The sequence below is a fragment of the Burkholderia sp. 4M9327F10 genome, from assembly GCF_005503145.1.
Classification (GTDB): Bacteria; Pseudomonadota; Gammaproteobacteria; order Burkholderiales; family Burkholderiaceae; genus Paraburkholderia.
Window position 1 is genome coordinate 16,267 of record NZ_SCNV01000069.1, and the last position, 23,669, is coordinate 39,935.

The window sequence follows — 23,669 nt, forward strand, 5'->3', positions numbered from 1 at the left end:
TCTTGCTCACCATGCGGAGACGGGTGTAGCAGGTATGCTTTTTGAGTACAAAAGCGAATTATTACGAACGGGCCATCGTAGAACATAGCCAGCGGAAAACAGAAAGCCAACAAGCTCATGACGCAAGCCAAACCACTCCTCGACATCCTCGATTTCTGGCATAAGGTTGAATTCTTCATCCCGTTCGACCTGAAACAGGTATTCGATCAGATTGACGAGAAGGACCTGAAATGGTTAAAACCAGATGACTTACGCCCAAGTGCACCATCACCGTGGCAGGTCGTCGTTCCCGAAGACCGTGAGCTGACCGGCTTCAAGCTTTATCTCGGCATTTTCGACATGCAGGTCATCTCGGACTTTGCTGGCGAACTCTCTGCTGACGACCCGGTCAACCCGACGGAAGAAGCTGAACGCACGCTTGATGGGCAGTCATGTATCGCCAGGATTATTTTCGATGCGCACGGCGAGTCTGCGTTCGACCCACTCTCAGTCTCCACCGTGCCGTGGGCGATCGGCAAGGCACGGAAAGACGGACTGCCGTCGCTTACTTCGGACGCTTTCGCTACTGCCCAGAAGGATCTTTCGGAGCGCCTGTTCAACTACAAAACCGAGCGTCTGAGGATACGATCAAACGGGCATGATGATGTGCGACGTGTGCCGCTAACTGGCGACGAAATCAGGTCTTTGCATGCTTTGCTCGTTGATTGGGCCGGTTGCGCGTTGCCGCCGCAATCGTCCGTAGCACTGGTCCAGATCCTCACGAGAGAGAAGAAGGACGACAGGCAGACAACGCGCTCCGCGCAAGCCACCAGTGATGAAAAGACGCCATCCGATGCTCAGGCATCAGCGTTGCCCGATGCCGAGGCTGAGGGCGAAGGTGACGATGACGGGGGCGATACCGTCGCTGATGAACCGACAGTAGACATCCTGAACAGCTTCTACATCGAAGACATCGAGCGGTGCATAACCTCGATTCGAGACGACAGCATACCCGAGACGATACGCGCGTATCTGACGCCTGGGAATGCCAGCCAACGCGTCGATCTTTACAGCGACGCCGGTCATGCAGAGATTGTTCGGGCATTGCATCCCACGAAGACGAACTCCGGACACTGGCCGGAAGACCCGTCACAGAAAATGAGCTTGATGCAGCAGTTTGCAATCAACATGGCTTTCGAGCACTTGAAGTCCGAAGGCATGTTTTCCGTCAACGGGCCGCCCGGAACTGGCAAGACGACGCTGCTGCGGGACATGATCTGCGAGAATGTGGTTCGCCGCGCGCGCGAATTGGCCAAACTCGTGAATGCAACTGATGGCCTGGCGAAAACGGGTACTAGGATTCGCTTTGTCGATGGCGAAACGGCGACGATTCGCACATTGCTACCAGAGTTGGCAGGCTTTGAAATGGTGGTAGCGTCTACGAACAACGCCGCAGTCGAAAATATCTCGACTGACCTACCGAAAAGCAAACGACTTGGCGAGAACTGGCGCGATGTACGGTATTTGCAGCCGGTAGCACACAAGGTAGCGGCGCAGGTTGGAAAAACGAAGTTCACAAAGCTTGCGCCGCCTGACGTGCCGTGGGGGATGATCTCATGTGCGTTGGGCAATACGACGAACCGGCGTCGCTTCCGGGAGCGATTTTTTGATGACCGGCGTTCAGCTGAAGAGCGTGGCGGCCCCAATGATCCCTGTGCTATCTGGGATTGGCTCAAGAGGTATTCGGGGCCAACGTTTCAGGTAGCGAAGCGCACGTTTCTCGATGCAGATTCCACGCTGCGAGGCGCTATCCGGGAGCGTTTGCATTATGCAGAGTTACACGCTCTGTGGGCCGACATATCGGAGGGTCGATTTACCCAGCCGGCGATGGAGGCCCTGGCGGAAGCGGAACGCTGCCTGCACGATGCATTGCCAAAGAGTGACGAACGCAAAGCCGCGATCGTAGAGGCACAGACAGCGCTTTCCGATCTACGGGAAGAGGAGCGCCTTCTCGATCGCGCAGATCCCGGTTTCTTCGCAAAGCTGTTCCGCACAGGGAGCGCGCGTCAGCACGCGGTCAACGTTGCCCAGAACGCGCACGCGCAGATCGGAGCGCGCAGACGCGTGGTTCGATGCCGCGCGGATGCCGATACGGCAGTGAAAGCGTTACGCAGCGCACAGCTACAGACCGACCAGGCGCGGGTTACTTTGGACGCAGCCCGCTCAACATGGCGCGAAAAACATTCTGAGCTAACCAGATATCGCGAGCGATTCATTGATCTGACCTTACCGGGAAATCCGAACCTGATCGAGACGGAGGACATTCAGCAGGACGGATACTGGCAGGATACCGAACTGGCGCAATTGCGTACGCGTGTGTTCGTTGCTGCCCTTGCGCTGCATGAAGCATGGCTCGCGGCTGTTGCCCAAACAGGAGGTGCGGGATTTGGCGGCAATCTGTTTGCGATCAAAAAGCTGCTCCATGGTACGCCGCTGGAGAATCCCGCCGATGCGAAGCTCATCTGGCAGAGCCTGTTCATGGTAGTGCCAGTGGTTTCAACAACCTTCGCATCATTCGCGCGTCAGTTTCGTGGAATGGACCCCGGTTCGATTGGCTGGTTGTTCATCGATGAAGCGGGACAGGCGGTACCGCAGGCAGCTGTTGGCGCACTATGGCGCGCTCGCCGGGCGATGGTGGTCGGTGATCCGTTACAGATTGAGCCGGTTTTCACGGTCCCCACGCGGTTGATTAACGCTCTGGCGGATTTGTCACCGCATTCGTCCGATGGCCGTTGTTCGCCAGCCAGAGTATCCGTTCAACGTCTGGCCGACGAAGCAAATCCTTTTGGAACCTACGTGCCAGTGAAGTACACAGGGCCGCTATGGATAGGAAGCCCGCTTCGCGTTCATCGGCGTTGCGTTGATCCAATGTTCTCGATTGCGAACCGGATCGCTTACGAGGGCAAGATGGTCTTTGGCCTGAAATCACGCAAGGCGCCGAAAGACGACCTCAACCTTGGTGACAGCGCGTGGGTAGACGTGCGGGGCAAGACATCGGAGAAACAGATTGTTCCCGCGCAGGTCGACGTTGTGGAACAACTGATTGTTCGGCTCTATGCCGCGTCCGGAGAGTTGCCACCCTTGTATGTGATCTCCCCATTCAAGGCGATCAAGGGCGCTATTGCGAGCCGCCTGAAGCGAATCAACTGGCGCGCTGTCGCGGGTGACGCACCAACAAGGAAAGCATGGATCAAGTGGTGTCGTGAGCGGATCGGCACCGTGCACACGTTTCAAGGGAAGGAAGAGCGCGTCGTGATCTTCGTGCTCGGTGCGGACCACGACCACGAAGGATCAGCGAACTGGGCTGCATCGAAGCCGAATCTGCTCAACGTGGCAGTGACGCGCGCGCAGCATCGCATTTTCATCATCGGGGATGCTTCTCTCTGGGGCGGTCTGAAACACTTCAGCGAAGCTCTGTTGCAACTTGAGCCACCAATCACTGCGCAGGACTGGCTAGGTCGGATTGGTGCAGTGACTGGGCTTGATCGCCCGGACATAACGTCGGATGTTGCAATGTGATAGTGAGGATTTGCTCGGGCCTGAACGAACCTTATGGCCATATGGAGCAAACCGGATGCCGAAGTTTGAACGTTTGAATTCGGAGAGGATGGAGCCTTATGCGTATTACCCGTGCCTGGTGTGTCGAACTGAACGAGGTGGTCACGATTGACGTCGCGCGTCGTGTATACCTGTCCCTGGAAAATCCGCCGTCACGCTTCAACTTCCTGTGCTCAAACAAGGCATGTCGTGATGCAGAGGTCCGTGTCGTCGGCGCGAATTACAGGAAGGCGGCCGAAGATGGTGAGAAATTCCAGGCGGCACATTTCAGACACTGGATAGGTGACGCACATCTCCAGGATTGTGAGTGGTTGGAGGATGAGGCTTCCGGGGAGCAAAAGCCCGGCGAGTCGGAAGAAGCTTTTCATCAGCGCAGGGTACGCCGCAAGCTCTCCGATTACATCACGACGTTTGATCCGCGGCTTGATGATGACCCAGGGGGCGATGGAAAGAGCGACGGGCCTACCGGACCAGGGCAGCAGCCTCCAGAGGGCGGAACCCCTCGCCCACGGGGCGGCGGGACTCCAGATGACACTCCAGGCGAGACGCGCAGCAATGACCTGGAGCGGCTGGTCAACAACTACCGGGAAGCCAGAGAGACACTGACCTGGGAGGAGTTTCAGTCGCTGGAGATCGGCATCGTTGGTGCGGCGCGAATTCGCCTCGCTAACTATTTCGTTCCGGTCACCCGCGGACAGCACTACCCCAAACAACGGGTGTTGTATGGCGGTGCGTCGTTCTTAAAAAGTTACGGCCAGGGTTTCAAGCTTTGCTTCTACGACAGGATCGACGGAAAAAGGGTATACGTTTACATTAGCTCGCAGCAAATGCTTGCTTACCGGTTTCGTAAATATCTCAGGGGCATCATCGATCAGATTCCGCTGCGTCGCTACGTTACGGTCTATGCAATCGGAACGGTGAGGCAGAGTCAATCGGGCGACTCCTTCGATCTCATCGTCGATGACGTGCGGCAACTGGCACTGATCCTCGGGCCAAGGCGGGCTGAGACCGATTCAACGGAGAAAGTCGAAGCGGATGACGTGAACGAACGATAGAGCCTGGCACAACGTGCCCAGTTAATTCTGCTACCTGGCAGTGCGCTCGGTTAGCGTCTCCACGAAATGGAATTTGATACCAACCCAACTCGTACAAGCAGCATCGCGCGCTGCGAGCAGCGCTTTCAGTTCCTCGGCAGTGGTCGTAACGTTTACCGGCGTGCCCGGTTATCCTACACGGATATACGCTTCTCAATCTTCTCGTCCGGACGGCGATATACACATATCTTTGGACGCTTCGCACGGTAGTCAACATCCGAAGTCCTCAGGCCGAGAAGTTCTCCTCTTCGCAAGCCATACTCAAGAAGCAACTGCACCATGAGGAAATTTCGCAGCCTAAATCGACTCTGAAATGGATTTGACGGCGAGGTTGGATCGACGAGGTTCTGCAGTGCGTTAATTCCCGACGGCGTTAACCCTAACCGGCGTCGGCTTTCAACCTGAGAAGTTTTGAGTGCGTTCTTGTGTCGATCAATGTTGTGTATGACATTGACGCTTTCAGCCAATCGCCCAGACCCGAAGATCCTTTGACGTACCGTTTCAAGACGCCACACGCAAAACTTCCGAATCACATCCAGCCGAAACTTTTGTATTCCTGAGCTCATTAACCTCATGGATTCCTGCCGGCACATCACATCGGTATGCCACCGCCCGCAGTCTTCGCGAAGCGTCGCTAACATCTCCCACGTCAGTCCATTCCCCGAATCGAACAATTCGGATAAGTTCCAGTTCCGACTCCGGGCAACGTCGTAGAAGAACGCCACCGCGAAAAGCTCCTGTCGAAGCGATTGATGAGAATGCGTCACGCTTCTGCGCTCGATCTTCCAGTCATTTGCAAGTGAGTCCGGCAATCCATCCGACCGGGAAAACAGCATCGGCGATTTCTCCCCGGTCGAATGCTCGATAGTACGCACGCGAAAATGAGACTCCATCATCGGCTCCTCGAAAATGGTCAGTCTTGCGGAAATATACTGGAACTTCGATCTGTAGAAGATTACAAATTCGAATAGCCGAATTCCAGAATCTACAGCCAATGGAGGCGAATTGCCTTACATTTTGGGGAAGACGGGTAATCCTCCTCCTGAGAAGCCCGAACAAAGAGCGATCCAACCGCCGTCGATCACCCCGTGTGCACAACAGAGTTGTCCACTGGTCGAGCCAGTGGACAACCGGCTTACGCCGGTACCTCTGTTGCACACACTCGGGACTGACGCGTCCCTTCGGGACTTGCCCAATTTTGAAAAACTGCTCGGTTGAATCTTTACGTTCCGATAGGACCGCGCTTTACATTTTGATGGTGGCGGCCATTCGGATCGAAGTTCGCAGACTTGCTTTACACCGAATACAACGCTCGGTAGCCAGCAGCAGAGGGGATTTGAGGCGTAGAAATCAAGTCACTTAACGGTTGGGAATTAGGCGGGTAAGTTCCCGCACGACGGACACGTGACCTGATCGACAAAACCGGATAGATCGCCTTCAGCGCATGCGCCCGCTGCGGAGCTTTCAAAGCGGTTGTGTCCCTTGCACCAAGGACACTTCCAATCATCAATCGATTTTGTCGGGCGCGGCATTCCCAGTTTTCCTTTAAACGCTACGTCAGCGCGGAAGTAAGCGAGTCTGAACCTGCCGGATCGAAAGTAGCGCAGTACAGTGCCCTGCTGACCTCGCCCGGTTGCTGTGGATCTCCACCGAGTTCAACTCCCCCAAAAAATGAGATCTCCCATACGCTTACATTCTGCCGTCCCAATGCGCTCGCTCCCCTGTAGGCAACAACGTCTCCCCCGAGGTGTCTTTCGACACGGTGTGCCCAGCCTGGGTGACTCCACACGCGCTCGAAAAACTCGCGGCCCCGTTCGTTGAACAAGTCCGCTTTCACCGTGATCGATGGTAGGAAGATTGTCTTCCAGTGATGCCACGCCAGTCCCCGAACGATAAGGGCCCCGAGTTGCATTAGCTTGGCGCTCTCGAATGGCAGCGTGCCTGCCTCCTGCCACGGGCCATCCCCTGTTTTCACCAATTTCGTTCGCATACCCGCTGCGAGTGCGCGATGCAAGCGGTGATTTTTCAGCAACCTACGTTTAACTCGCCCATCAAGATAGCCTGATGCTCCAGTGTTAGACCCTCCGAAGGGTAGCACCGTAAGAACGTAGTGCTCGAGCTGAGACTTGGCGTTGTTGCAGGTGACACAGGCCGGAACCTTCGGCAAAGCAACGCTATACCGATCGAGAAAGAATTCGCGAGCGATAACGTGATCTGCAGTACTTGCGGCATGGTCGATGCCGCAGTACACACAGGTCTTGTCACGGAACCCTTTGCCCATCATCCTTTTCCTTTCCAATTCAATGAGGCGCACTTATCGCGGTCGTCTGACCACCTTTACGTGTGGCGACGTCCAACGCATGTTGATCGCGACTCAAGGCTGCTAACAGATCACTAATCTCAAGATAGGCCTCCTTATATTCCGACTCGGTGCTCGCGCTTGCAAACTTGCTCTCAGCCGTACGCAATAGCCGTTCCGCTTCAATCAAACCAAGCTCGCGGTTTTTCTCCTTCTCATGAAAACTGAAGCTGCGCATGATCGCGGTCAGGGTAGCCCCGATAATAGGGAGCGCAATCAGCAGCGCACGGATTGCCGCATCTTTCAATTGGTCGGCCGGCGTCAGTGCGGCAATTAAACTGACCGCGGCTGATAGTACGATCGACAGCAAAATAAATGTGTGCCACCCAATATAGTTTGCCGTCGCCGCTGCCCGATAGAAAGGAATTTCTTTGTTGCGGATTTGCAAGACCAGCTCCTGCAGCAGGTCCTCATGACTCTTCTTGTTACTCATACCTCCCCCGCTTTCCTAGCCCCTCAGACAGCTCGTTCGACACGACGTGCTCGCTTGCTATTTTCCGTCCGCTCTTTCTCACAGAACGCGCTGCCAGTCCTTACCGGTGCCATTGAAGCGCCACACCGACGCACCGCTAATCTTGTCGGCCGCCGCGATGGCCTTAACCTCCGCATCATCGGCAGCAGGGAAATTGTCGAAAATCGTTCCATTTTCGTGCCTGACCTGATAGTCCCCCTCTTCGGGAACCACCGGCGTTTTGATTTGCTGGTTCATAGTTTTCCGATCAACTTTTAAGCTTCATCTCGATGTAATGCAACATCGAACGAATCGTGTTTATAAGGAACATCGCCTCCGGCTCCGGCACGACTTCTACGTTCGGATGCGCGACGCTCGCATTGTTACGCACGGTGTTGATTGAATCGATGATGGTCGCTGCCGCCTTGAGCACCAGGCCAAGTTCAGTCTCTCGTGGCCCTATGTAGTTCAATTTGGGATGTCCTTCCCGGACGCGCTTAAAAATTGCTGTGATCTTCTCGTTCGGTTCGACCTCGATGCCGGCAGACTTCGCGACTGCGATCAGATACCCGTGCAAAGCAGTATGCGCTCGGTCTATCGCGCTCGAAGCACCCTGACCCGACGACAGCAACTGCTCTGCGTCTTCAAGCGCGCGCTCTACCGTTGCCGATGAAATCGCCAAGACGGGTGACTGGACCGTCGAAGGTAAGTCGTTCGTTGCGAGATCTACTGCGACAAACCGAATGTACACCGATAGGAGTTCGTTGAGAGTCGAGACGATTTTCGTGGTCACATAATTCGTTTCGGGCGAACTGGCGGTCTCGCCGAGGGCTATGTACGTATCAAAATCCACCGATGCGTAGAGAACACAAAACTCGTCGCCGAAGAAATTGATACCGGCATGCACTTCAAACGGCGTTTCGTCCAGAAACCTCGCGGCGTCACCAGCATTCCGCGCGTTGAGCATTTTCACGGCGAGCTGCTTGTACTTGGCCCATTGATCATCAGGAATCGCCTTTCCCTGCAGATCGATTTCCTGTGACCCGCTCCCGCTGTAAAGGCGCAGCATCGTTGTCTCCCCGATTTTCCGATTTCCCGTTACATACGTGGACGCGCTGCATCCGGTCGGTCTTTTGCATTCAGTTCATCCAGCAGGCTTTGAACGGTCACGCGCATGGCCGGCAGATCGTTCTTGACCGTATCCCACACCAGATCAAGGTCAACCTTGAAATAGTCGTGTGCGATGGCGCTGCGCATTTCGTAGCTTCCTCGCCACTCGACTTCCGGGTGTGCATCTCGAAACTCCCGGTGGTGTTTCGTAACCCGGTTGCTGGCCTCACCAATGATTTCGATATTGCGCACCACGGCGTCAATCAAAAGCTGGTTTGTTACGAAAACCTCTTTGGGCATATCACTGATATAGCCCTCAATCCGGGTGATGGCTTCGACAATGTGCCCGAGGTAATCGGGCAAACGCGGCTCCTTGTTACTCATACAGGTTGAGCCTCCGCCATAACGATCGCCTTGAACTTGTCCGGCAGTGCATTGGGCGTCAGCACGTCCACGCGCACACCTAGCAGATCGGCCAGCTTGTAACGGATGGCTCCGATGTTTAGCAATGTCATCCCCGGTTTCGGTTCAACCAGCAGATCAAGGTCGCTTTCTTCAGTGTCCTCGCCGCGCAGCACCGAGCCAAACACACGCGCATTCGATGCGCGGTTGCTCTCCACGATCCTGCGAATCTCCGCGCGATGCGCGTTTAATGCGACAGAAGGCTTCACGAAAATCTCCAGTTAACAAATCTATTGTATACCCCCATTGGGGGGGGGTATATCAAGGTTTATTCGCATCCCACATCAAAATCTCGCGAACATACGCCCAAACCACACCTGGCATGTTTCGGTAGTCGCCCGTATCGCAGGGTGCTAACCACTTGTTCAGCGTCTTTTCTGGCACACTGATTCGTGTGGCAAACGCTGTACGGGTGAGGCCGAGAGTCTGCATCGCCTCTCTCAGAAAATCCTGTTGGGCCTGCACGTTGGCGTTACCTTTCGCCATCAAATTACCCCCGCGACAATCGCCCCTAGACGAACAGGATCGGCGTCAATCAATCGCTTTGTAGCCGTCAGCGTTTCGTGTCCAAGTAGCTCGTTTATGTGCCGAAGATCGAAGCCGATTCGATGCAGACGCACAGCAAATGTACGGCGTCCTGACATCGCACTTGCGCCCTCTATGCCAGCTTGAGAGTGCAGCTTGCGGAACAGTTGGCTCAGAGAGTCGCAGGAGTAACTTACGGCCCCGGTGGAGGTTTTTCGCGTCATCAAGCGATACGGCTTGCCGTCGCCCGTGAGAAACAGCGGAGACTCTGGATCAAGGCCGCGATATGCCGCCTTGCGCGTCGTGACACCGTGCCCGCTCTCGATGCGGTACGCCAGGTACTTGTCGATTGCGCTGACCACCTTGGCATTGGACCACCACAGCGGGCGCTCCTTGCCGTTGTAAGCGATTTCTGCGGCAATCCTGGACTTCTCAAGCAGAGACCCGTCGCCTTTGAGGTATGCCGAGACCGGCAGGCGTGCAACCTCAGTGAGCATCATGCCTGTGCCGTATATGACCATGAGCAACGCGACGTTGCGCTCGCGGCTCTCGCCCGAAATGGCAGAGACTTTCAGCAAGTGCTTTAGGCGCGCGTCTTCAATGTAGGGAGTCTTAGCCATCCTTTTTGGACCCAAAAACGTCTTATTCAGAGGTTGAGGTCATCAAGATAGCCGTCAATCAGGCTGGACGCAAGGCGAGACCGGAAAAGCTCGGAAAATGGCCCGGCTTCTGCTCCCCGCACACTTGACTTTCTAAGGCCGCCGATAAGATTGCTGCGGCACATTTCCAAACGGAGCATACCTTGGCGACCTCTCAGGAACTGCAGGCAGAAATCGAGAAACTGGACGCGCAGATCGCAGACGCGAAGAAGGTGGAATACGCGAGTGCGCTTTATGAGGTGCGAAAAACCATCGCAGCGTTCGGTTTTACGCGCGCCGATGTATTTGGCCGTAACACGCCCGCCAATAGAGGCGGGCGCAAACCCCGATACCGCGATCCCGTCTCGGGCGCAGTGTAGAGTGGCCGCGGCCGGCGGCCGCAATGGCTCAAGGACAAGGATCTCGCGCTGTTCCCGATGACCAGGTGAGGTGGTGATGGGCAACCCGGCAACGAAACACACGATTGCCTCGCACCTTCCCCACCGGCCGCCTGCCAGGGAGACTCCGGCAGCCGACCGGCTGCAGGTGATCGTGGCACGGACGGCTGCTGACAGGCCACCGGCGGGTTGCGGGGCAGGCGCGCCCCCTCCTCTTCCTGTCGCTCCGCATGTGGGCCGCCGGGTCTACCTTGCAGGGTTTGATGTCTTCCGGCAGGACGCGGCCGACTACGGCCGCGCGCTCAAGGCCCTATGTGCAACGTTCGGCCTGCACGGCATCTACCCACTCGACAGCGAGGTGCCGGTGGACCTGTCGCCAGGCGACCAGGCAGCATGGATCTACCGGGCGAATATCGAGGCCATCCGGGCGTGTAACCTGGTCATGGCCAACGTCGACGATTTTCGTGGGCCGGGAGAGGTCGATTCCGGTACCGCGTTCGAGACAGGATTCGCCGCGGCACTCGGCAAGCCGGTCTGGGCGTACACCCGCGACGCTGGCACGCTCGTTGAGCGTGTCCCGCATGTACTGGGCGTGACCGGCGCCGTTTGCGAACGTGGTTTCCTGGTTGAAGACTTCGGCCTCTCAAAGAACCTCATGATTGCGTGTTCGGCGACGATCATCCACGGTGATGCCCGTACCTGTCTTGAGGCGATTGTCTGCAGCATGTCCGGCCCAGGTACCCCTTCCCCCGTAGACAGGGTGGCGAATCGGAGATTCGCCAGACGGGGTAAAAACGCAAATTCAGTATATAAAGACGGATGGACACCAATTCTTCCTGGATCACGCATCCCTCCGACGCCTATCGCGCATGGCAGGCCGAAGAGGCCGCCGGCGCCGACCGTCGGCCATTCTCTGCCCGCTCGATTACCCAGCACGTCGCGATGTTTGACCGCTTTCTGCGACATCTGACTGCCCACCGCTCGACGCTGGCCACGTTCGGCACCGCCGAGCTCGACGCATTCTTTGAAGACGTCAGCAACCGTTGTGCACCGGGCACGACGACGCGCATCCGCTACGCCAAGCTCGTCGACAGGTTATGCCGGCATCTGGTTGAACTCGGTATCAGACAGGAAAACCCCGGGCAGGCACTGTTGCGCGACGAGGCATGGCCAGACGATGAGCCGCGGCCCCTGTACCTTGACCCGGTTGCCGATGGCCGCCTGCAGGAATGGGTGCGGCCGGTCGCGGCGGATTCTGCGCGGGAGATCCGGAATCGCGCGATCGTTGCCCTGCTACTGGGTACCGGCGCGACGGCAGCCGAGACCCGTGGCGCACGCGTTGACCACCTTGTCCTCGATCACGTACGGCCGCACCTGGCCATCCCAACCCGCGGCGCGCGCGCAGAACGCAAACTCACCGTGCCGTCGTTCGCCACGCCCGCACTGTCCACATGGCTGGGCTGCGCGCAACGTACCGGTGACGGGCGCGAGCCGCTCTTTCCGGCACCGCGTGGCGAGGGGCCAGTGAACGACATGCTGCTGGGGATGATCGTGCGCGAGGCGCTGGATGCGATCGGTTTCCGCGCGCCTGACATGAGCCCTCGCGTGCTGCGTAATACGTATGCCCGTCGCCACCTTCTCGCCGGCAGGACCAATGGGGACGTGACAGCCCTGCTCGGTCTGTCGAGCCAACGCACGGTCGTACGGCTGCGCGCGACGATCGGCGCTTCCCCGGCTGGTAACACCGCAGCCACCGCGACTTGACTTCCCTACACGCTCCGTAGGCTGGATTTGCCGGTTCATCCGCACCGGCATCACCAACCAATGGAGCATATATGGCATTCCGAAGTGATCTGGAAGATATCGTCTATCCGGACGATTCCGGTGAGCTGGGCGTCCTGCAGTACCGGCTCGCATTTACGGCGACGACGAAGCTGCTCGTTGTCGTGCATCTTGTTCACGCTGACACGGCGTTTGCCAGTCCGAATACGTCGACCTTCGTCCGCGACACCCTGCTCAACCGCATCCTTACTGACCGCCTCGAGGGCGTACCGGTCAATTCGGTCCGCCTCGTTGTCACGGATAACACCGGTACCTTTGAATATGCGATCGACGTCGATATCGACGACTACATCAGGCGTGGCAATCCCTACGACGCTGCACAGATCAGCTCAAGCGGCACTCGTGTCTTCGAGCACATCTCACTGAAGTCCGGTGACGTCATCGCCGGTCGCACCCGTGTCCAGACCGCCCACTCCGACGCGGCACCACCTTCGGCGGAGGTGACCGACGCGATCGCCTGACCACCCAGGCAAGACGGTCGCAGGCTGAGTGCCGCGACCGTCAAAGCCACCATACGTTGGCCAGCTTTTGCGCGTTCGAGGCTCGGCTGATCGCCCACACTTGACTTTCCGGCAACTGAGTCAGACTGGAATCAACCAGACCACACGCACCCGACCATTCCAGCATGAAGACCCCCATCAAACCGACTGCGGAGCAGGACGCCGTCCTCGATGCCTTGCCCGCGAACGCAAAACTCAAGGTCAAGGCCTACGCTGGCGCGGGCAAGACGTCTACGCTCGCGCTGATCGCTAACCGCCTCGGGAATCGACGTGGTAGCTACCTCGCATTTAACCGCGACATTGCTCACGATGCGAAGCGCAAGTTTCCCGCCAACGTTATGTGCCGGACATGGCATTCAGCCGCCTATTCAGCCGTGGACCGTTCCCTCACTGCACGGCTAAACCTCGCGAAGGAACCGCCGCATCATCTTGCCGAACGGTTCGGATTGGGGCCGGTTCGCGTGCCGACCATCATCGGCAAGTCGGTCGAACTGTCCGCGTTCCAGATCGGCCGTATGGTTGCGGATGGCTCGGCACGCTTCTGCCGTTCGGCGCAAAGCCATCCCGAGGCGTGGCACATCCCGGTCGACGAAAGAATAGACGAGCAGTCGGCCGAAGAACTGCGCACCATGCTCCTGCCGCACGTCGTCAGACACTGGGAGGAAAGCATCGACCCGAGGGGACGCACGGCCATCACACCGGACGTCTATCTCAAGGTCTGGGAACAGACCAGTCCGCGGATCGGTGCGGACTTCATTCTTGTGGACGAGGCACAGGACAGCGACGGGCTGATGCTGTCCATACTGCGGCGCCAGACGCATGCACAGGTCATCTATGTCGGCGACCCCTACCAGCAGATTTACGAGTGGCGCGGGGCCGTCAACGCAATGCAGTACATCAGGGCCACTGAATGTGCACTCACCGAGTCGTTTCGCTTTGGCAAACCGATCGCCAGCCTCGCATCGCGAATCCTGCGCCTTCTGGGTGAGCAGACGCCGCTTCGCGGCCAGAACTCGATCCCCTCAAGCCTCGTTGAAGATGCTGGTGCGCGCCCGGTCGTCGACGCAATACTTTGCCGCAAGAATGTGACTGTGGTCGGCGAGCTGGCAAACGGACTGATGGCCGGGAAGAAGGTGGCCGTGCGGGCGAACATCGACGAGATACTGGCGTTTGCCGACGGCGCCGAACGTCTCATGCGCGGCCAGCGCGCCCACAAGCCGAACTCGCTTACCCTCTTCGAGACGTGGCGCGACGTGCAGGAGTACGCCAAAAGCTTCGCCGGACGCGATCTGCTGCCAGTCGTCCAGATCATCGATCGTGAAGGCATCCAGTATCTGCGTGATCTTCTTTCGCGGGTAACGCCCGAACCGGAGGCCGACTATGTGGTGTCGACGGTTCACCGGGCGAAAGGCCTTGAGTGGAACCGCGTGAAAGTCACCGGGGACTTCCGTTTCAAAACCGAGGATGACGGGCGCACGACCCTTGCCGACGATGAGAAACGCCTGCTCTACGTCGCGTTGACCCGCGCGCGGCACCTGCTGGACGTCTCGGAGTTGCGCAGCGACCTTCTGAAAGTGATACGGGACGCCGAGGCTCGCGAGTAAGCGGGCGGAAGCTGCAGCCGGCGGCAACCGGCGGCAAGCGGCCGGATCCCGGGTACAGGCCGCGCCGGTTCCTGTTTCTGGCTTATCTTCGGCGCGCACGCTCGATGATCGCGGACGCTGCGTTCGCTGCATTCACCGCATCAAGGCGCGACGTGAGCAGCCTGGGTTTGAAAGTATTTATCTGGTTTTTACGTTACAGCTAATCCGTCGCCCCGGCCTTTGCGTCACGCTTCTCGTCCAACACATTTGCCTTCAGGGTTTCGATAAAACCACAGGTCCAGTCACGCCCCCGGATTGACAGCAGTCGTGTGACCGCATTCACTGTCAACAGTCCGAGAAAGAGGGCCGAGTCATCTTCGGACAGCGTTGCGATACCGCTCTGTTCGAGGGCGCCACGCACCAGCTCTTCAAGGTGCCTGACGTTCGGGTCAACATGTTCGTGCATTTTTGCGTTTCCCGTCTATTCGCCCTGGTTGTCGCCGTCAGCCTGCGCGACTGAGCCATCGCCGCACGGATGTATGGCGCCCCATAGCTTCGCCAGTGCAGCAGGCACGGCCTTGCTGCTGCCGGTTTGACCGAACACGACAGAGTGGCCCACGTCGCCCGCGTGATAATTAAATTTGAACGGCCCGGTCTTCTCTGCCATCGACTGCTCCTTGATGCTGCTTTCCCTGGTCAAGCCGATGCAGGGTGATGCCTGCGTTGCGCCCGCTGGAATGCTCGAACGCAATCGGCAGGATGCTGCAGATTGAACGGAATATGCACAAAGTAACGGCTCTCTTCATCGAACATTTTCTGAAATCCACGTTCCTCTGCTTTAATCCTGAGCCTGGCATATCGACGTCGATTGAACCACCCAATCACTGCTGCATGGACGTCGACTCCGCGCCTCGACCGACGACTGCCCATCTGACAAAGCAGAGCGCCGGCGACAAGTCCTGTCAAAAAGTCTTGCATATGTGTCTCCCTTGAACCGACGAGGCCGGCAACGCCTGTTAAAAATATGCCGCTAGCCGAACAGCTGAACCAGGCAACGCGGGGCACTCTGTATTCGCCATGATCGCAAGCGCTGCAAGAGCAACGAACATGCCAGTCACGAAAATCCTGTCGAAACTCCACATCATCCAGACTCTCCTCATAGGGTGGTTACTGCCCCGCAATTTGAGCAGCAACCCGTGGCTCGAGCAATCGGTAAACGAGCGCTAAACCAGCACCTTTTCCACGTTTTCCCGGTTATTTGCGGTCGTTGTTACCGTTCTGCGCGACCGAGGTATTTCCGCCCGGATGCCCCGCGCTCCACAACTTCACCAGCTCCGCCGATACTGTCTTGCCGCTTCCGGTCGTGCTGATCATCATAGAATGACCCACGTCCCCCGCATGAGGGGCGAACTGAAACGGCTCGATCTTCTCCGCCATCGACTGCTCCCCAAAAATCATGTTTTCCTGATTCAGATCCTGCGCCAGCTTGATGAGCATTCCCCCGACGGCCAAGGTCAGCAGCACACAATGGGCGATCATCCAGCGGAGGTCGTTCCGCTCTTCCCGCCTCCGCGCTGCGTACTTCCTTTCAAAGTCCGCCAATGCCTCGCGACGGTCTTTCGCCCACCTGGCCTTGCGGTCCATGCTGTCCATAAGCTGCTTCCCGTTTTTCGGGTATTGTCCTCGCAACGTGGCAATCGCCGCATGACCGTGTAGTGAATTTTCGGCTTACGCGTTCAGCTTAAAGCACGCACGCTGTTTTTACCGTTGCCACAAGATCACGCGCTGCCTCGCGACTCCCGCCCGATCTGACGCGGACAATACTCACGCGCCAACCACCGTCATCTTTGCGCAGCGAGTACTCCGCGGTGCCTGTGGTTGCCCCGGCCATATCCGCCGGAGCATCTACAAACGCCGTCGGCATGCTGCCGCGCGCACACGCAGGTTCCTTTACCAGCTCCTCGTCACGGACGTCTGTCGCGGTCGCCATGACAACCCGGGGCCCGCCAACGGGATCAAACGTGCCGTTCTTGCAGACGGGCATCCGCCCCGTGCCGTCGCTATCGGTGACAAGCATGCCAATGGTCGAACAGGCCTCATTGAGGGTGGCCGTCGTCGCCCGGATCGTGCCCGCCTGCACGTCGTTTGAGGCCTGCGCTGTCGCGCACAACGACGTCGCGATTGCTACAAGGAAGGTCTTGTTCATTTTCCTGATTTACGCAAAAAATTAAATATGTACTGCTTCCAGGCCGGGCTACCGGCACGGGGCGAGAATGCTCCCGGTAAGACTCAGCTACTGCCGGAGGTAGCGTAATATCTCGGCTTCCATACGTTGCTGGAAGCGCCTGCCTGGTTCATTTGAACGATCGCTTCCCGCTCCCCCAGTTTGAGGACGATGGTCGAAGCGGGATCGTCCAGGAGGAATTCCGTGCTACCCGGGCGGCTCGTGGAGATTCTGGAATTGACGGGACGCAACAGACCGTCTTCGCCGGGAGCAAGAAGAACAGGAAGGCGCGGAACCCGCGCCGCATCAAACTTCAGATGCATATGCCCGTCGATCGTCGTGACAGCTGCCGGACGTAGATCAGTTGCTCCATCAGTCACGTAGTCTCGCGGGACAAGAACGGGCGTCTCCGCTTGTGCGATTGCCGACGCCGTCAGCAGTGCGATCAGGAAAGTCTTCTTCACTTATATTCTCCTCATCCGAATCAGTGTGTGTCGTCCGAGTGTCGCATTGACATGTGTACGTCAGGAACCAAAAGGTATCTTCCGCAGATGGTCTTTCAGGGGATTTCCTTTCGGATACCCTTCTTTCATGCCCTTCACGGGCTGGGCGAGGCGCGCCCACTAACAGAAACGCCCACGCTTCCCTGGGGACGCGTGGGCGGAGCTTAAGAGGGGCGACGTACCGATACCGGGAGACGCTTTCTGGTGCCAGGTAAATTCGCGCACGGATCAGCCAAAATGCGTCACGGCGCCCGGTACAGCGTACCGAGAGCGGAGACTTCGTTCCAGTTGCGCAGGTACTGCCCTGCTATCGCTGGACTGCCGGTGATGAGGACAGCGTTCTCCGAGTTGTAGTGCGCCGCCTGCGCGGTCAGGTTATAACTCCCGGTCACGACGGTCGCGCTGTCGATCTGCACGACCTTGCTGTGCATGATGGGAAACGCGCTTACGGTGCGCACCGGAATACCGGCATAGGTCAGCGCCGAGAGTGCTGCACGAGCGCGGCCGCTGCGATCAGCTTCGATGTTCTCGTGGTAGTCGACCGTCACAGCAACGTCCACACCACGCCGTTTTGCCTCGACGAGCGCCCGCACAACCGGCGCGGCCGTGAAGGAGTAGGCCAGCACGCGGATAGAGCGCTGTGCGCCATTGATCGCGCGCAGCACCAGTTGCTCTGCACCACCGTCTGGCGAAAACGCCACCTCCACCGATGCGGTTTCTGCAGCAGACGACGGTTGCGCACAGGCAAGGCATGCGGCAACAACAACAGATGCGGCGAGCGTCGCCGCGATGATTCTGGTTTTCAAGGAAATCTCCATGGGGTTGGGTATACGTAGAAAAGCCCCGCCTCCCGAAGGAGTTGGGGCGTCAGCAGTGGATAGGACGCCTCTTCAGGCGCAGGTCAACGGACGGGATGCATGAAGAAGCACGTGGCCGCCGTTGCAGGTCGTGAAACGGCCGCGCCTGTCGGCCGGCTGATCGACGACCAGCGACGAACGGTGCGACGGCGTGATTACCTGCGGTACGCCGGTACACCCACAAAACGCGGAGCCGCCGGCGATGGACATAAGCAGCATCAGAAGATTTGACATTCTGGGACTCGAGATGAGGCGCACCCCGCAGGGCGCGCATGATGCGGACACACCTACGCGGCGCGGCTTTCGGAAACTTCAACCATGCAGCGTGAAACCCATGCCCCGTCGATCAGTTCGTCACGCAGCAGCGTGCCGTTCAGAAAGTAGGTATGAGTGGATCCCGCGCGGCGCACCGCCGGTCGAACAGCAACGGTGACAGCAGCGACAGGCTTGCCGTGCGAAAGCGGTTTGCGATCCAGATTCATTGCGTTCCTCGTTAAAAAAACGGGGGACGCCCCTGTGGGGGACGTTCCCCACAGGGTTAAAAACAGGTTGAACAATCAGACCGCGAGCGCCGCGACGTCGATGACGGCGTCAGCCTCGTCGATCAGGTCAGGCGTCTGCGAGATGTAGAACTCCCTCGCATACCCGCCCTGCCGCAGCACCTCGCGCTTCATCCTCATGAACTGGAGCTTACGCTCCGGATCAAGCGGTCCATCGGACTCGTCGCTAAACAGGGTCCGGTAAGGCTGGCCAGCGTTGCACGCGATATACAGCGCGATACCCCGTGTCAGACACTCGTTGATCCAGACCTTCTGGCCACCGGACATCACCCCGACTGCCTTGGTGCTGTCGTTGTCGGCGTCATGCACGAGGATCTCGAAGCTCTCGCGCGTTTCGCCGGTGCCCAGTTCGCGCTGCGTGCGGATCTCCACCGTGAAGCGGGGACCGTAGCAGGCGAGCAGCAGGTCGTTGACGGTCTGCGTGAGCGCCGGACCCGCATCGTCGATGGTCAGGGCGACCACTCCATCGTTGCCAAGCCCTTTCGCGAGCAGCTTCCAGCGTGCGATCTCGTCCGAGATGGTGTCAGCGCGCAACTTCGTCGCGCCCTCACCAGCCAGCTCTTTCGCAATCGCCTCACGTTCGGCTTCCCGCATCGCCTGCGAACGGATCGCCGGGTCACCTTTCGCGTATTCCAGCATCCATTCACGCACGCCTTCAAGGGCCAGCGTATGGAAGTGCCGCGCCGCCAGTTCTTTCCATTCCGAGAGCCGTTTCATGAACGCCCGATAGGCCGTCGCCGTGTCTTCGGAGAGACCTGACGCGACGAGATCCTTTTTCTGCTGCTGCGTCAGCATGGGCCCCATCTTGCAGTGCAGTGCTGTCAGGTCCGCGGTGCTCATGCCGGCGTGAGCGAGGACCGCGTCAAGGCCGTTTTCCTTTGCGCCCTGCACGACCTCGAGCAGATTGCACATGAGTGCGCCCTGTGGCCGGTTCAGCACCGACTGGCCCGATGCGCGGTAATAGGTCACACCGTGTGACCGGCAAACCGATTCGAGCGGGTCGAGGATCCGGTTGGTCCGCGCGAGAATGGCACAGGACTGGCCCGCGGCCAGCCGCGGTTGCAGCGCCTCGACCGCCGCCACCGCGTCAGCGTACTCGTCCTCGAACCTGAGCGACGTCACGTGACCTCCCGGGCCCCGATCCGCCACGAGCTGCTTCGTGATCCGGTCAACGTTGTTGCGGATCACGCGGTCGGCCGCGCTGAGGATCTCGGCCCGGCAACGGTAGTTGCTGCCGAGCACCACGCGCCGCGCCTCGAATGATGACGCAAAGTTTTCCATGCCCCGAAAGCCGAGCGCTGCACGAAATCCGTAGATGCTCTGGTCGTCGTCGCCGACCACCGTCACGTGCGCGCCCGCCATCGCATGCAGCTCGACCCACCTGTATTGCAGCGGGTCCGTGTCCTGGAACTCGTCAACGATGAGATCGGTGAAGGGATACGGCCGGATTTCGCCCGATTCCATGCCGGCGACCGCCAGCCGGAGCATGTCGTGGAAATCGATCTTGCCGTTACGCGCGAGCGCCTGCTGGTACGCCTCGTAAAGCGTCGCCTCGCGCGTGCCGGGTGTGACCCGGCCGAAGTTGATCTTGATCTTCTCGATGACCGGCACGGCCTCCTCGACTTTCCAGTCAAGGCTGTGCTCGGCGAGCACCCGGGCAAGCAGGCCGGTGCGGTCGCCATCGGAGGCGATGTCGCGTTTGCTGTCCCCTGGTTTCTTCAGTTGCCTGAACGCAAGCGAGTGAAACGTCCCGTCGATCAGACGCTGTTTCGCATCCGGCCCTGAGCGCCTGAGGATACGCGCACGCATCTCCAGCGCCGCTTCCTTGCTGAAGGTGACCGCCCCAACCTGCGTCGAGGGATCCGAGAGCAGCAATGCAGCCTTCGCTGCGATCACCGTCGTCTTGCCGACGCCGGGCCCGGCTGCTGCCAGACAGTGGCGACGCGCCTCGACGACCTCACGCTGCTGCGGATTCAGTCCGTCGAGCATGGGCTGCCCTACCGGCCGCGAACCGTGGTCATGAGGCGCAGGTGCGTCATGTACCCGCGCACACCCACCGGGTGGAACTTGCGCAGGAACCGCGCCGTTTCCTCGTCGACGTCCGACTGGTCCCGGATGCCGTTCCAGACAAGGAAGTCAAAATGATCCATCACGCGGTCAAAGCGCGTGATGATGGAGAGCAGGCGCATCGAGAAGCGCGAGTAGGTCTCGACCTCGATATTCAGGGACGGCAGCGTGACGGTCGGCCTGAAGATGGTCTCCCCGCGCTCCGTCATTTCTGCTTCCGTGCGCGTGCGGAACCCCTCTGCCACTTCAAGCTGCTCGCTGACGTATGCTTCCAGTTCGCCGACCTGCTTCTCGAACCAGTCACTCACGGCGCCCTGGTCCTGCGCGCTGAATGTCGACCGCCCGAACCGCTGCATGTTGATGCTCATGCGGTTCAGGTACGGCCACCATTGCTCGAACAACGGCTTCAGACGCGTATGGTTCAGCCGCACGGCCGCGGGCACGATCGCCGCACCGGAGAGCTGGCGATCGAGCAGTTGCCGGCCGATCTCGCGACGGCGGCGCACGATGGCGGCACGCTCCGCGGGCGGCAGGTCACGGAACAGCTTGCGCGTGCGGGCAACCTGCTCGCGCTTTTCTTCAGCTTCCGCGTCACTGATCATGCCCTCCCTCTGAAGGGTCGCCGCGTCATTCTCCATCTGCTGAAGTTCGCTCTCGAGCTCGGCATCATCCGCACCATCGGTCGTGAGCGGTCCAGCCGCGCCCGGCGCCAACAGTTCTGGTTCGCCCGCAGCGGTGGCCAGCGCGACATCGCGTTTCCCGGCCGATTTCGTTTCTTCGCTGCCTGCGACGGTTGTTTCTTCGTGGATCGTGCTCATGGTTGTCCCTGTTGGAAGCGCTCGCGCACCAGCGCGGCATGGAACTATTGTTCCGGCTCCGCAGCGACTGCGCCGGGCGAAACCCTGGTCATTTGAGGTGGCTTTCCGGGATCGCCCTCGACCCCGGAGCGTCCGGGGTGCCGACGACGCCCATGTCACGTCACGTCGGGTCGTGGCGGCGCGACACGCAACCAGCAAGAGATGCATAACATGGAGATTGCCTGTCAACGCGGGGACCGGTACGCCGCAGGCAACACCGAGACAGGAAGGCGTGTCCTCAAGACACGGATCTCGTACACAAGGCGTTCATGTCGTATGGTCCAGATGTCGCAGATCGACCCAGAGTGTGTGAAAACGCATTGATCGTCTAAACTGAATCAACACATTGAGACCGGGTGACTCATGAAGCGATTCGTTGAAGGCGATGACCGCAAGCAGGTCGCACTACTTCCCGAATGCGTCGATGACTACATCGGGCAGGACAATCCGGTCAGGGTCATCGATGCCTTTGTCGAAGAGCTGGATCTCGCGGAACTTGGATTCAACGGTACCATGCCAGCGCTCACGGGTCGCCCGTCCTATCATCCTGGCGTGATGCTCACGATCTATATCTACGGGTATCTGAACCGGATACCTTCCAGCCGGCGCCTTGAGCGCGAGTGCCAGCGCAACGTCGAGATGATGTGGCTGACAGGGCGTCTGGCTCCCGACTTCAAGACGATCGCCGACTTTCGCCGCGACAACGGGCCAGCCATTCGTAACGTATGCCGTCGTTTTGTCGAACTGTGTCGCGGACTGAAGCTGCTGTCGAGTGATATGGTGGCCATCGACGGCAGCAAGTTCAAGGCTGCGAACAGCCGCGACAGAAACTACACGACGGGCAAAATCGACAAGCGCCAGCAGCAGATTGAGGAAAGCATTCAGCGATATCTCGACCTGATTGAAAGTGCGGACCGGACCAGTCCGACGGGGTTCGATGTGAAGACCGTGCGCCTGTACGAGAAGATTGCCAGCTTGCGCCAGCAGATGCGCGAGCTCGACCAGGTCAGGAAGCAGTTGAAGAAGCAACCGGACAAACAGCTGTCCATGACGGATCCCGACGCACGGTCCATGGCAACAAGCGGACGAGGCTCCGGCATAGTGGGCTACAACGTTCAAACCGCCGTGGACACCAAGCACCATCTGATCGTCGCACATGAGGTGACTAACGTCGGAAACGATCACGGGCAACTCAGCAGAATGGCAACGTCTGCGAAGAACGCGATGGGCAAAGCGAGGCTGAAGGTGGTGGCCGACCGTGGCTACTACAGCGGCCCGGAGATACGTGCATGCGATCTGGGCAACATCAGTGCGTACGTCCCCAAGCCACTCACCTCCGCATCAAGGAAGAAAGGTCTCTTCACGAAGGCCGACTTTGTCTACGAGTCAAGAAGCGACGTGTATCGATGTCCTGCCGACGAGCGCGCCATTCATCGATTCAACACCGTTGAGCATGACATGACCCTGCGGGTGTACTGGCCCAGTGCCTGCCCCCATTGCCACCTCAAGGACCGATGTTCGCCCAGCGACTATCGCCGCATCCGACGATGGGAGCACGAAAATATACTGGAAACCATGCAGCGCCGGCTCGACAGGAAGCCCGATGCAATGACGATCCGCCGAAGTACCGTTGAGCATGTCTTCGGTACGCTCAAACACTGGATGGGGCCCGCGCACTTCCTGACCCGGACGCTTGGGCAGGTGAGTACAGAGATGAGTCTTCAGGTATTGGCCTACAACCTGAAGCGGGTCATCAACATACTCGGTGTTGCGGGAACGATGAAGGCCATGAAGATGGCTGGAAGCTAAAGCCCGGAGGGGCTTCACTGCGCTCGCGAGACTCGATTAGGGTAAGCTGGACCAACCAAACTTGATCCAGCCGAACCGAGAACGGCCCTTCAGCGCCAAAATTGAGTTCTCACACGGTCTCGACCCTCATCGGCCACACCAGTCTCTGCCTCGATTGTCCGCTTTTGTTCCAGCGTCACGAAATCGCCAGAGCAGCGGGACCCCCGATATGTTTCTTCTCGCTATCGATCCGG

25 protein-coding genes and 1 pseudogene are annotated in these 23,669 nt (G+C 58.7%); 9 read left to right on the plus strand and 17 right to left on the minus strand.

What is annotated here, in order from left to right; translation table 11 throughout:
- Positions 1-117: 117 nt before the first annotated feature.
- Positions 118-3,558 (plus strand): ATP-binding protein, encoded by a 3,441-nt coding sequence (locus FFS45_RS35850; RefSeq protein ID WP_137959368.1) that lies wholly within the window; start codon positions 118-120, stop codon positions 3,556-3,558.
- Between the two features lie 98 nt (positions 3,559-3,656).
- The gene (locus FFS45_RS35855; RefSeq protein WP_137959369.1) at positions 3,657-4,652 is read left to right on the plus strand and encodes an ATPase; all 996 of its coding nucleotides are present in this window, start codon (positions 3,657-3,659) and stop codon (positions 4,650-4,652) included.
- Between the two features lie 173 nt (positions 4,653-4,825).
- On the opposite strand, the gene FFS45_RS35860 is transcribed toward FFS45_RS35855, so the two are convergent.
- The 8 genes from FFS45_RS35860 to FFS45_RS35895 all read right to left on the minus strand — a co-directional run bounded on the left by FFS45_RS35860 (position 4,826) and on the right by FFS45_RS35895 (position 10,218).
- Positions 4,826-5,587: a site-specific integrase gene (locus tag FFS45_RS35860; RefSeq protein ID WP_137959370.1), complete on the minus strand. Its 762-nt coding sequence runs from the start codon at positions 5,585-5,587 to the stop codon at positions 4,826-4,828.
- A gap of 1,404 nt (positions 5,588-6,991) precedes the next feature.
- A complete protein-coding gene (locus tag FFS45_RS35865; RefSeq protein WP_137959371.1) occupies positions 6,992-7,483 on the minus strand; it encodes a hypothetical protein in 492 nt (163 codons plus the stop codon).
- Between the two features lie 78 nt (positions 7,484-7,561).
- Entirely contained in the window at positions 7,562-7,759 is a 198-nt protein-coding gene (locus FFS45_RS35870) for a hypothetical protein (protein ID WP_137959372.1), read from the minus strand.
- Between the two features lie 10 nt (positions 7,760-7,769).
- Complete coding sequence (locus FFS45_RS35875; RefSeq protein ID WP_137959373.1) at positions 7,770-8,570, minus strand: abortive infection family protein; 801 nt, start codon at positions 8,568-8,570, stop codon at positions 7,770-7,772.
- 29 nt (positions 8,571-8,599) lie between these two features.
- Entirely contained in the window at positions 8,600-8,974 is a 375-nt protein-coding gene (locus FFS45_RS35880) for a DUF86 domain-containing protein (protein ID WP_249363065.1), read from the minus strand.
- Between the two features lie 17 nt (positions 8,975-8,991).
- Positions 8,992-9,282, minus strand: a complete 291-nt coding sequence (locus FFS45_RS35885; protein WP_137959375.1) for a nucleotidyltransferase family protein — start codon at positions 9,280-9,282, stop codon at positions 8,992-8,994.
- Between the two features lie 52 nt (positions 9,283-9,334).
- Entirely contained in the window at positions 9,335-9,559 is a 225-nt protein-coding gene (locus FFS45_RS35890; RefSeq protein WP_137959376.1) for a transcriptional regulator, read from the minus strand.
- Entirely contained in the window at positions 9,559-10,218 is a 660-nt protein-coding gene (locus FFS45_RS35895) for a tyrosine-type recombinase/integrase (protein WP_137959377.1), read from the minus strand. The genes FFS45_RS35890 and FFS45_RS35895 overlap by 1 nt, the downstream gene beginning before the upstream one ends.
- A gap of 182 nt (positions 10,219-10,400) precedes the next feature.
- Here FFS45_RS35895 and FFS45_RS35900 point away from each other — a divergent pair, with 182 nt between their 5' ends.
- The 5 genes and pseudogenes from FFS45_RS35900 (at position 10,401) to FFS45_RS35920 (ending at position 14,580) form a co-directional block, all read left to right on the plus strand.
- Entirely contained in the window at positions 10,401-10,616 is a 216-nt protein-coding gene (locus tag FFS45_RS35900) for an H-NS histone family protein (RefSeq protein WP_171029847.1), read from the plus strand.
- 76 nt (positions 10,617-10,692) lie between these two features.
- Positions 10,693-11,232: pseudogene (locus FFS45_RS35905) on the plus strand (nucleoside 2-deoxyribosyltransferase); the annotation flags it as partial.
- Between the two features lie 221 nt (positions 11,233-11,453).
- Positions 11,454-12,398, plus strand: coding sequence for a tyrosine-type recombinase/integrase (locus FFS45_RS35910; protein ID WP_137959379.1), 945 nt, complete (start codon positions 11,454-11,456; stop codon positions 12,396-12,398).
- Positions 12,399-12,469: 71 nt separating this feature from the next.
- Positions 12,470-12,937: a hypothetical protein gene (locus FFS45_RS35915; RefSeq protein WP_137959380.1), complete on the plus strand. Its 468-nt coding sequence runs from the start codon at positions 12,470-12,472 to the stop codon at positions 12,935-12,937.
- A 164-nt stretch (positions 12,938-13,101) separates the two neighbouring features.
- A complete protein-coding gene (locus FFS45_RS35920; protein WP_137959381.1) occupies positions 13,102-14,580 on the plus strand; it encodes a UvrD-helicase domain-containing protein in 1,479 nt (492 codons plus the stop codon).
- A gap of 199 nt (positions 14,581-14,779) precedes the next feature.
- Here FFS45_RS35920 and FFS45_RS35925 read toward each other — a convergent pair whose 3' ends face one another.
- From FFS45_RS35925 to FFS45_RS35950, 6 genes are all read right to left on the minus strand, one after another.
- Entirely contained in the window at positions 14,780-15,025 is a 246-nt protein-coding gene (locus FFS45_RS35925) for a hypothetical protein (protein ID WP_137959382.1), read from the minus strand.
- A gap of 15 nt (positions 15,026-15,040) precedes the next feature.
- Positions 15,041-15,226 carry a hypothetical protein gene (locus FFS45_RS35930; protein WP_137959383.1) on the minus strand — a complete coding sequence of 62 codons (186 nt, stop codon included), beginning with the start codon at positions 15,224-15,226 and terminating at the stop codon, positions 15,041-15,043.
- 587 nt (positions 15,227-15,813) lie between these two features.
- Positions 15,814-16,212 (minus strand): hypothetical protein, encoded by a 399-nt coding sequence (locus tag FFS45_RS35935; protein WP_137959384.1) that lies wholly within the window; start codon positions 16,210-16,212, stop codon positions 15,814-15,816.
- 88 nt (positions 16,213-16,300) lie between these two features.
- Positions 16,301-16,765 (minus strand): hypothetical protein, encoded by a 465-nt coding sequence (locus FFS45_RS35940; protein ID WP_137959385.1) that lies wholly within the window; start codon positions 16,763-16,765, stop codon positions 16,301-16,303.
- An 83-nt stretch (positions 16,766-16,848) separates the two neighbouring features.
- A complete protein-coding gene (locus FFS45_RS35945) occupies positions 16,849-17,247 on the minus strand; it encodes a hypothetical protein (protein ID WP_137959386.1) in 399 nt (132 codons plus the stop codon).
- A 281-nt stretch (positions 17,248-17,528) separates the two neighbouring features.
- Positions 17,529-18,098, minus strand: a complete 570-nt coding sequence (locus FFS45_RS35950; protein WP_249363066.1) for a phospholipase D family protein — start codon at positions 18,096-18,098, stop codon at positions 17,529-17,531.
- A gap of 105 nt (positions 18,099-18,203) precedes the next feature.
- On the opposite strand from FFS45_RS35950, the gene FFS45_RS41970 reads away from it, so the two are divergent.
- The gene (locus tag FFS45_RS41970; protein ID WP_171029848.1) at positions 18,204-18,374 is read left to right on the plus strand and encodes a hypothetical protein; all 171 of its coding nucleotides are present in this window, start codon (positions 18,204-18,206) and stop codon (positions 18,372-18,374) included.
- A gap of 56 nt (positions 18,375-18,430) precedes the next feature.
- On the opposite strand, the gene FFS45_RS35955 is transcribed toward FFS45_RS41970, so the two are convergent.
- From FFS45_RS35955 to FFS45_RS35965, 3 genes are all read right to left on the minus strand, one after another.
- On the minus strand, positions 18,431-18,625 hold the full coding sequence (locus tag FFS45_RS35955; protein WP_137959388.1) for a hypothetical protein: 195 nt from the start codon (positions 18,623-18,625) through the stop codon (positions 18,431-18,433).
- 75 nt (positions 18,626-18,700) lie between these two features.
- Positions 18,701-20,692, minus strand: a complete 1,992-nt coding sequence (locus FFS45_RS35960; RefSeq protein WP_137959389.1) for an ATP-dependent helicase — start codon at positions 20,690-20,692, stop codon at positions 18,701-18,703.
- 8 nt (positions 20,693-20,700) lie between these two features.
- Positions 20,701-21,588: an ATPase gene (locus FFS45_RS35965; protein ID WP_137959390.1), complete on the minus strand. Its 888-nt coding sequence runs from the start codon at positions 21,586-21,588 to the stop codon at positions 20,701-20,703.
- Positions 21,589-21,990: 402 nt separating this feature from the next.
- Between FFS45_RS35965 and FFS45_RS35970 the strand changes: the two genes are divergently transcribed.
- Positions 21,991-23,436 (plus strand): IS1182 family transposase, encoded by a 1,446-nt coding sequence (locus tag FFS45_RS35970; RefSeq protein ID WP_137959391.1) that lies wholly within the window; start codon positions 21,991-21,993, stop codon positions 23,434-23,436.
- The last annotated feature ends 233 nt before the right edge of the window (positions 23,437-23,669 follow it).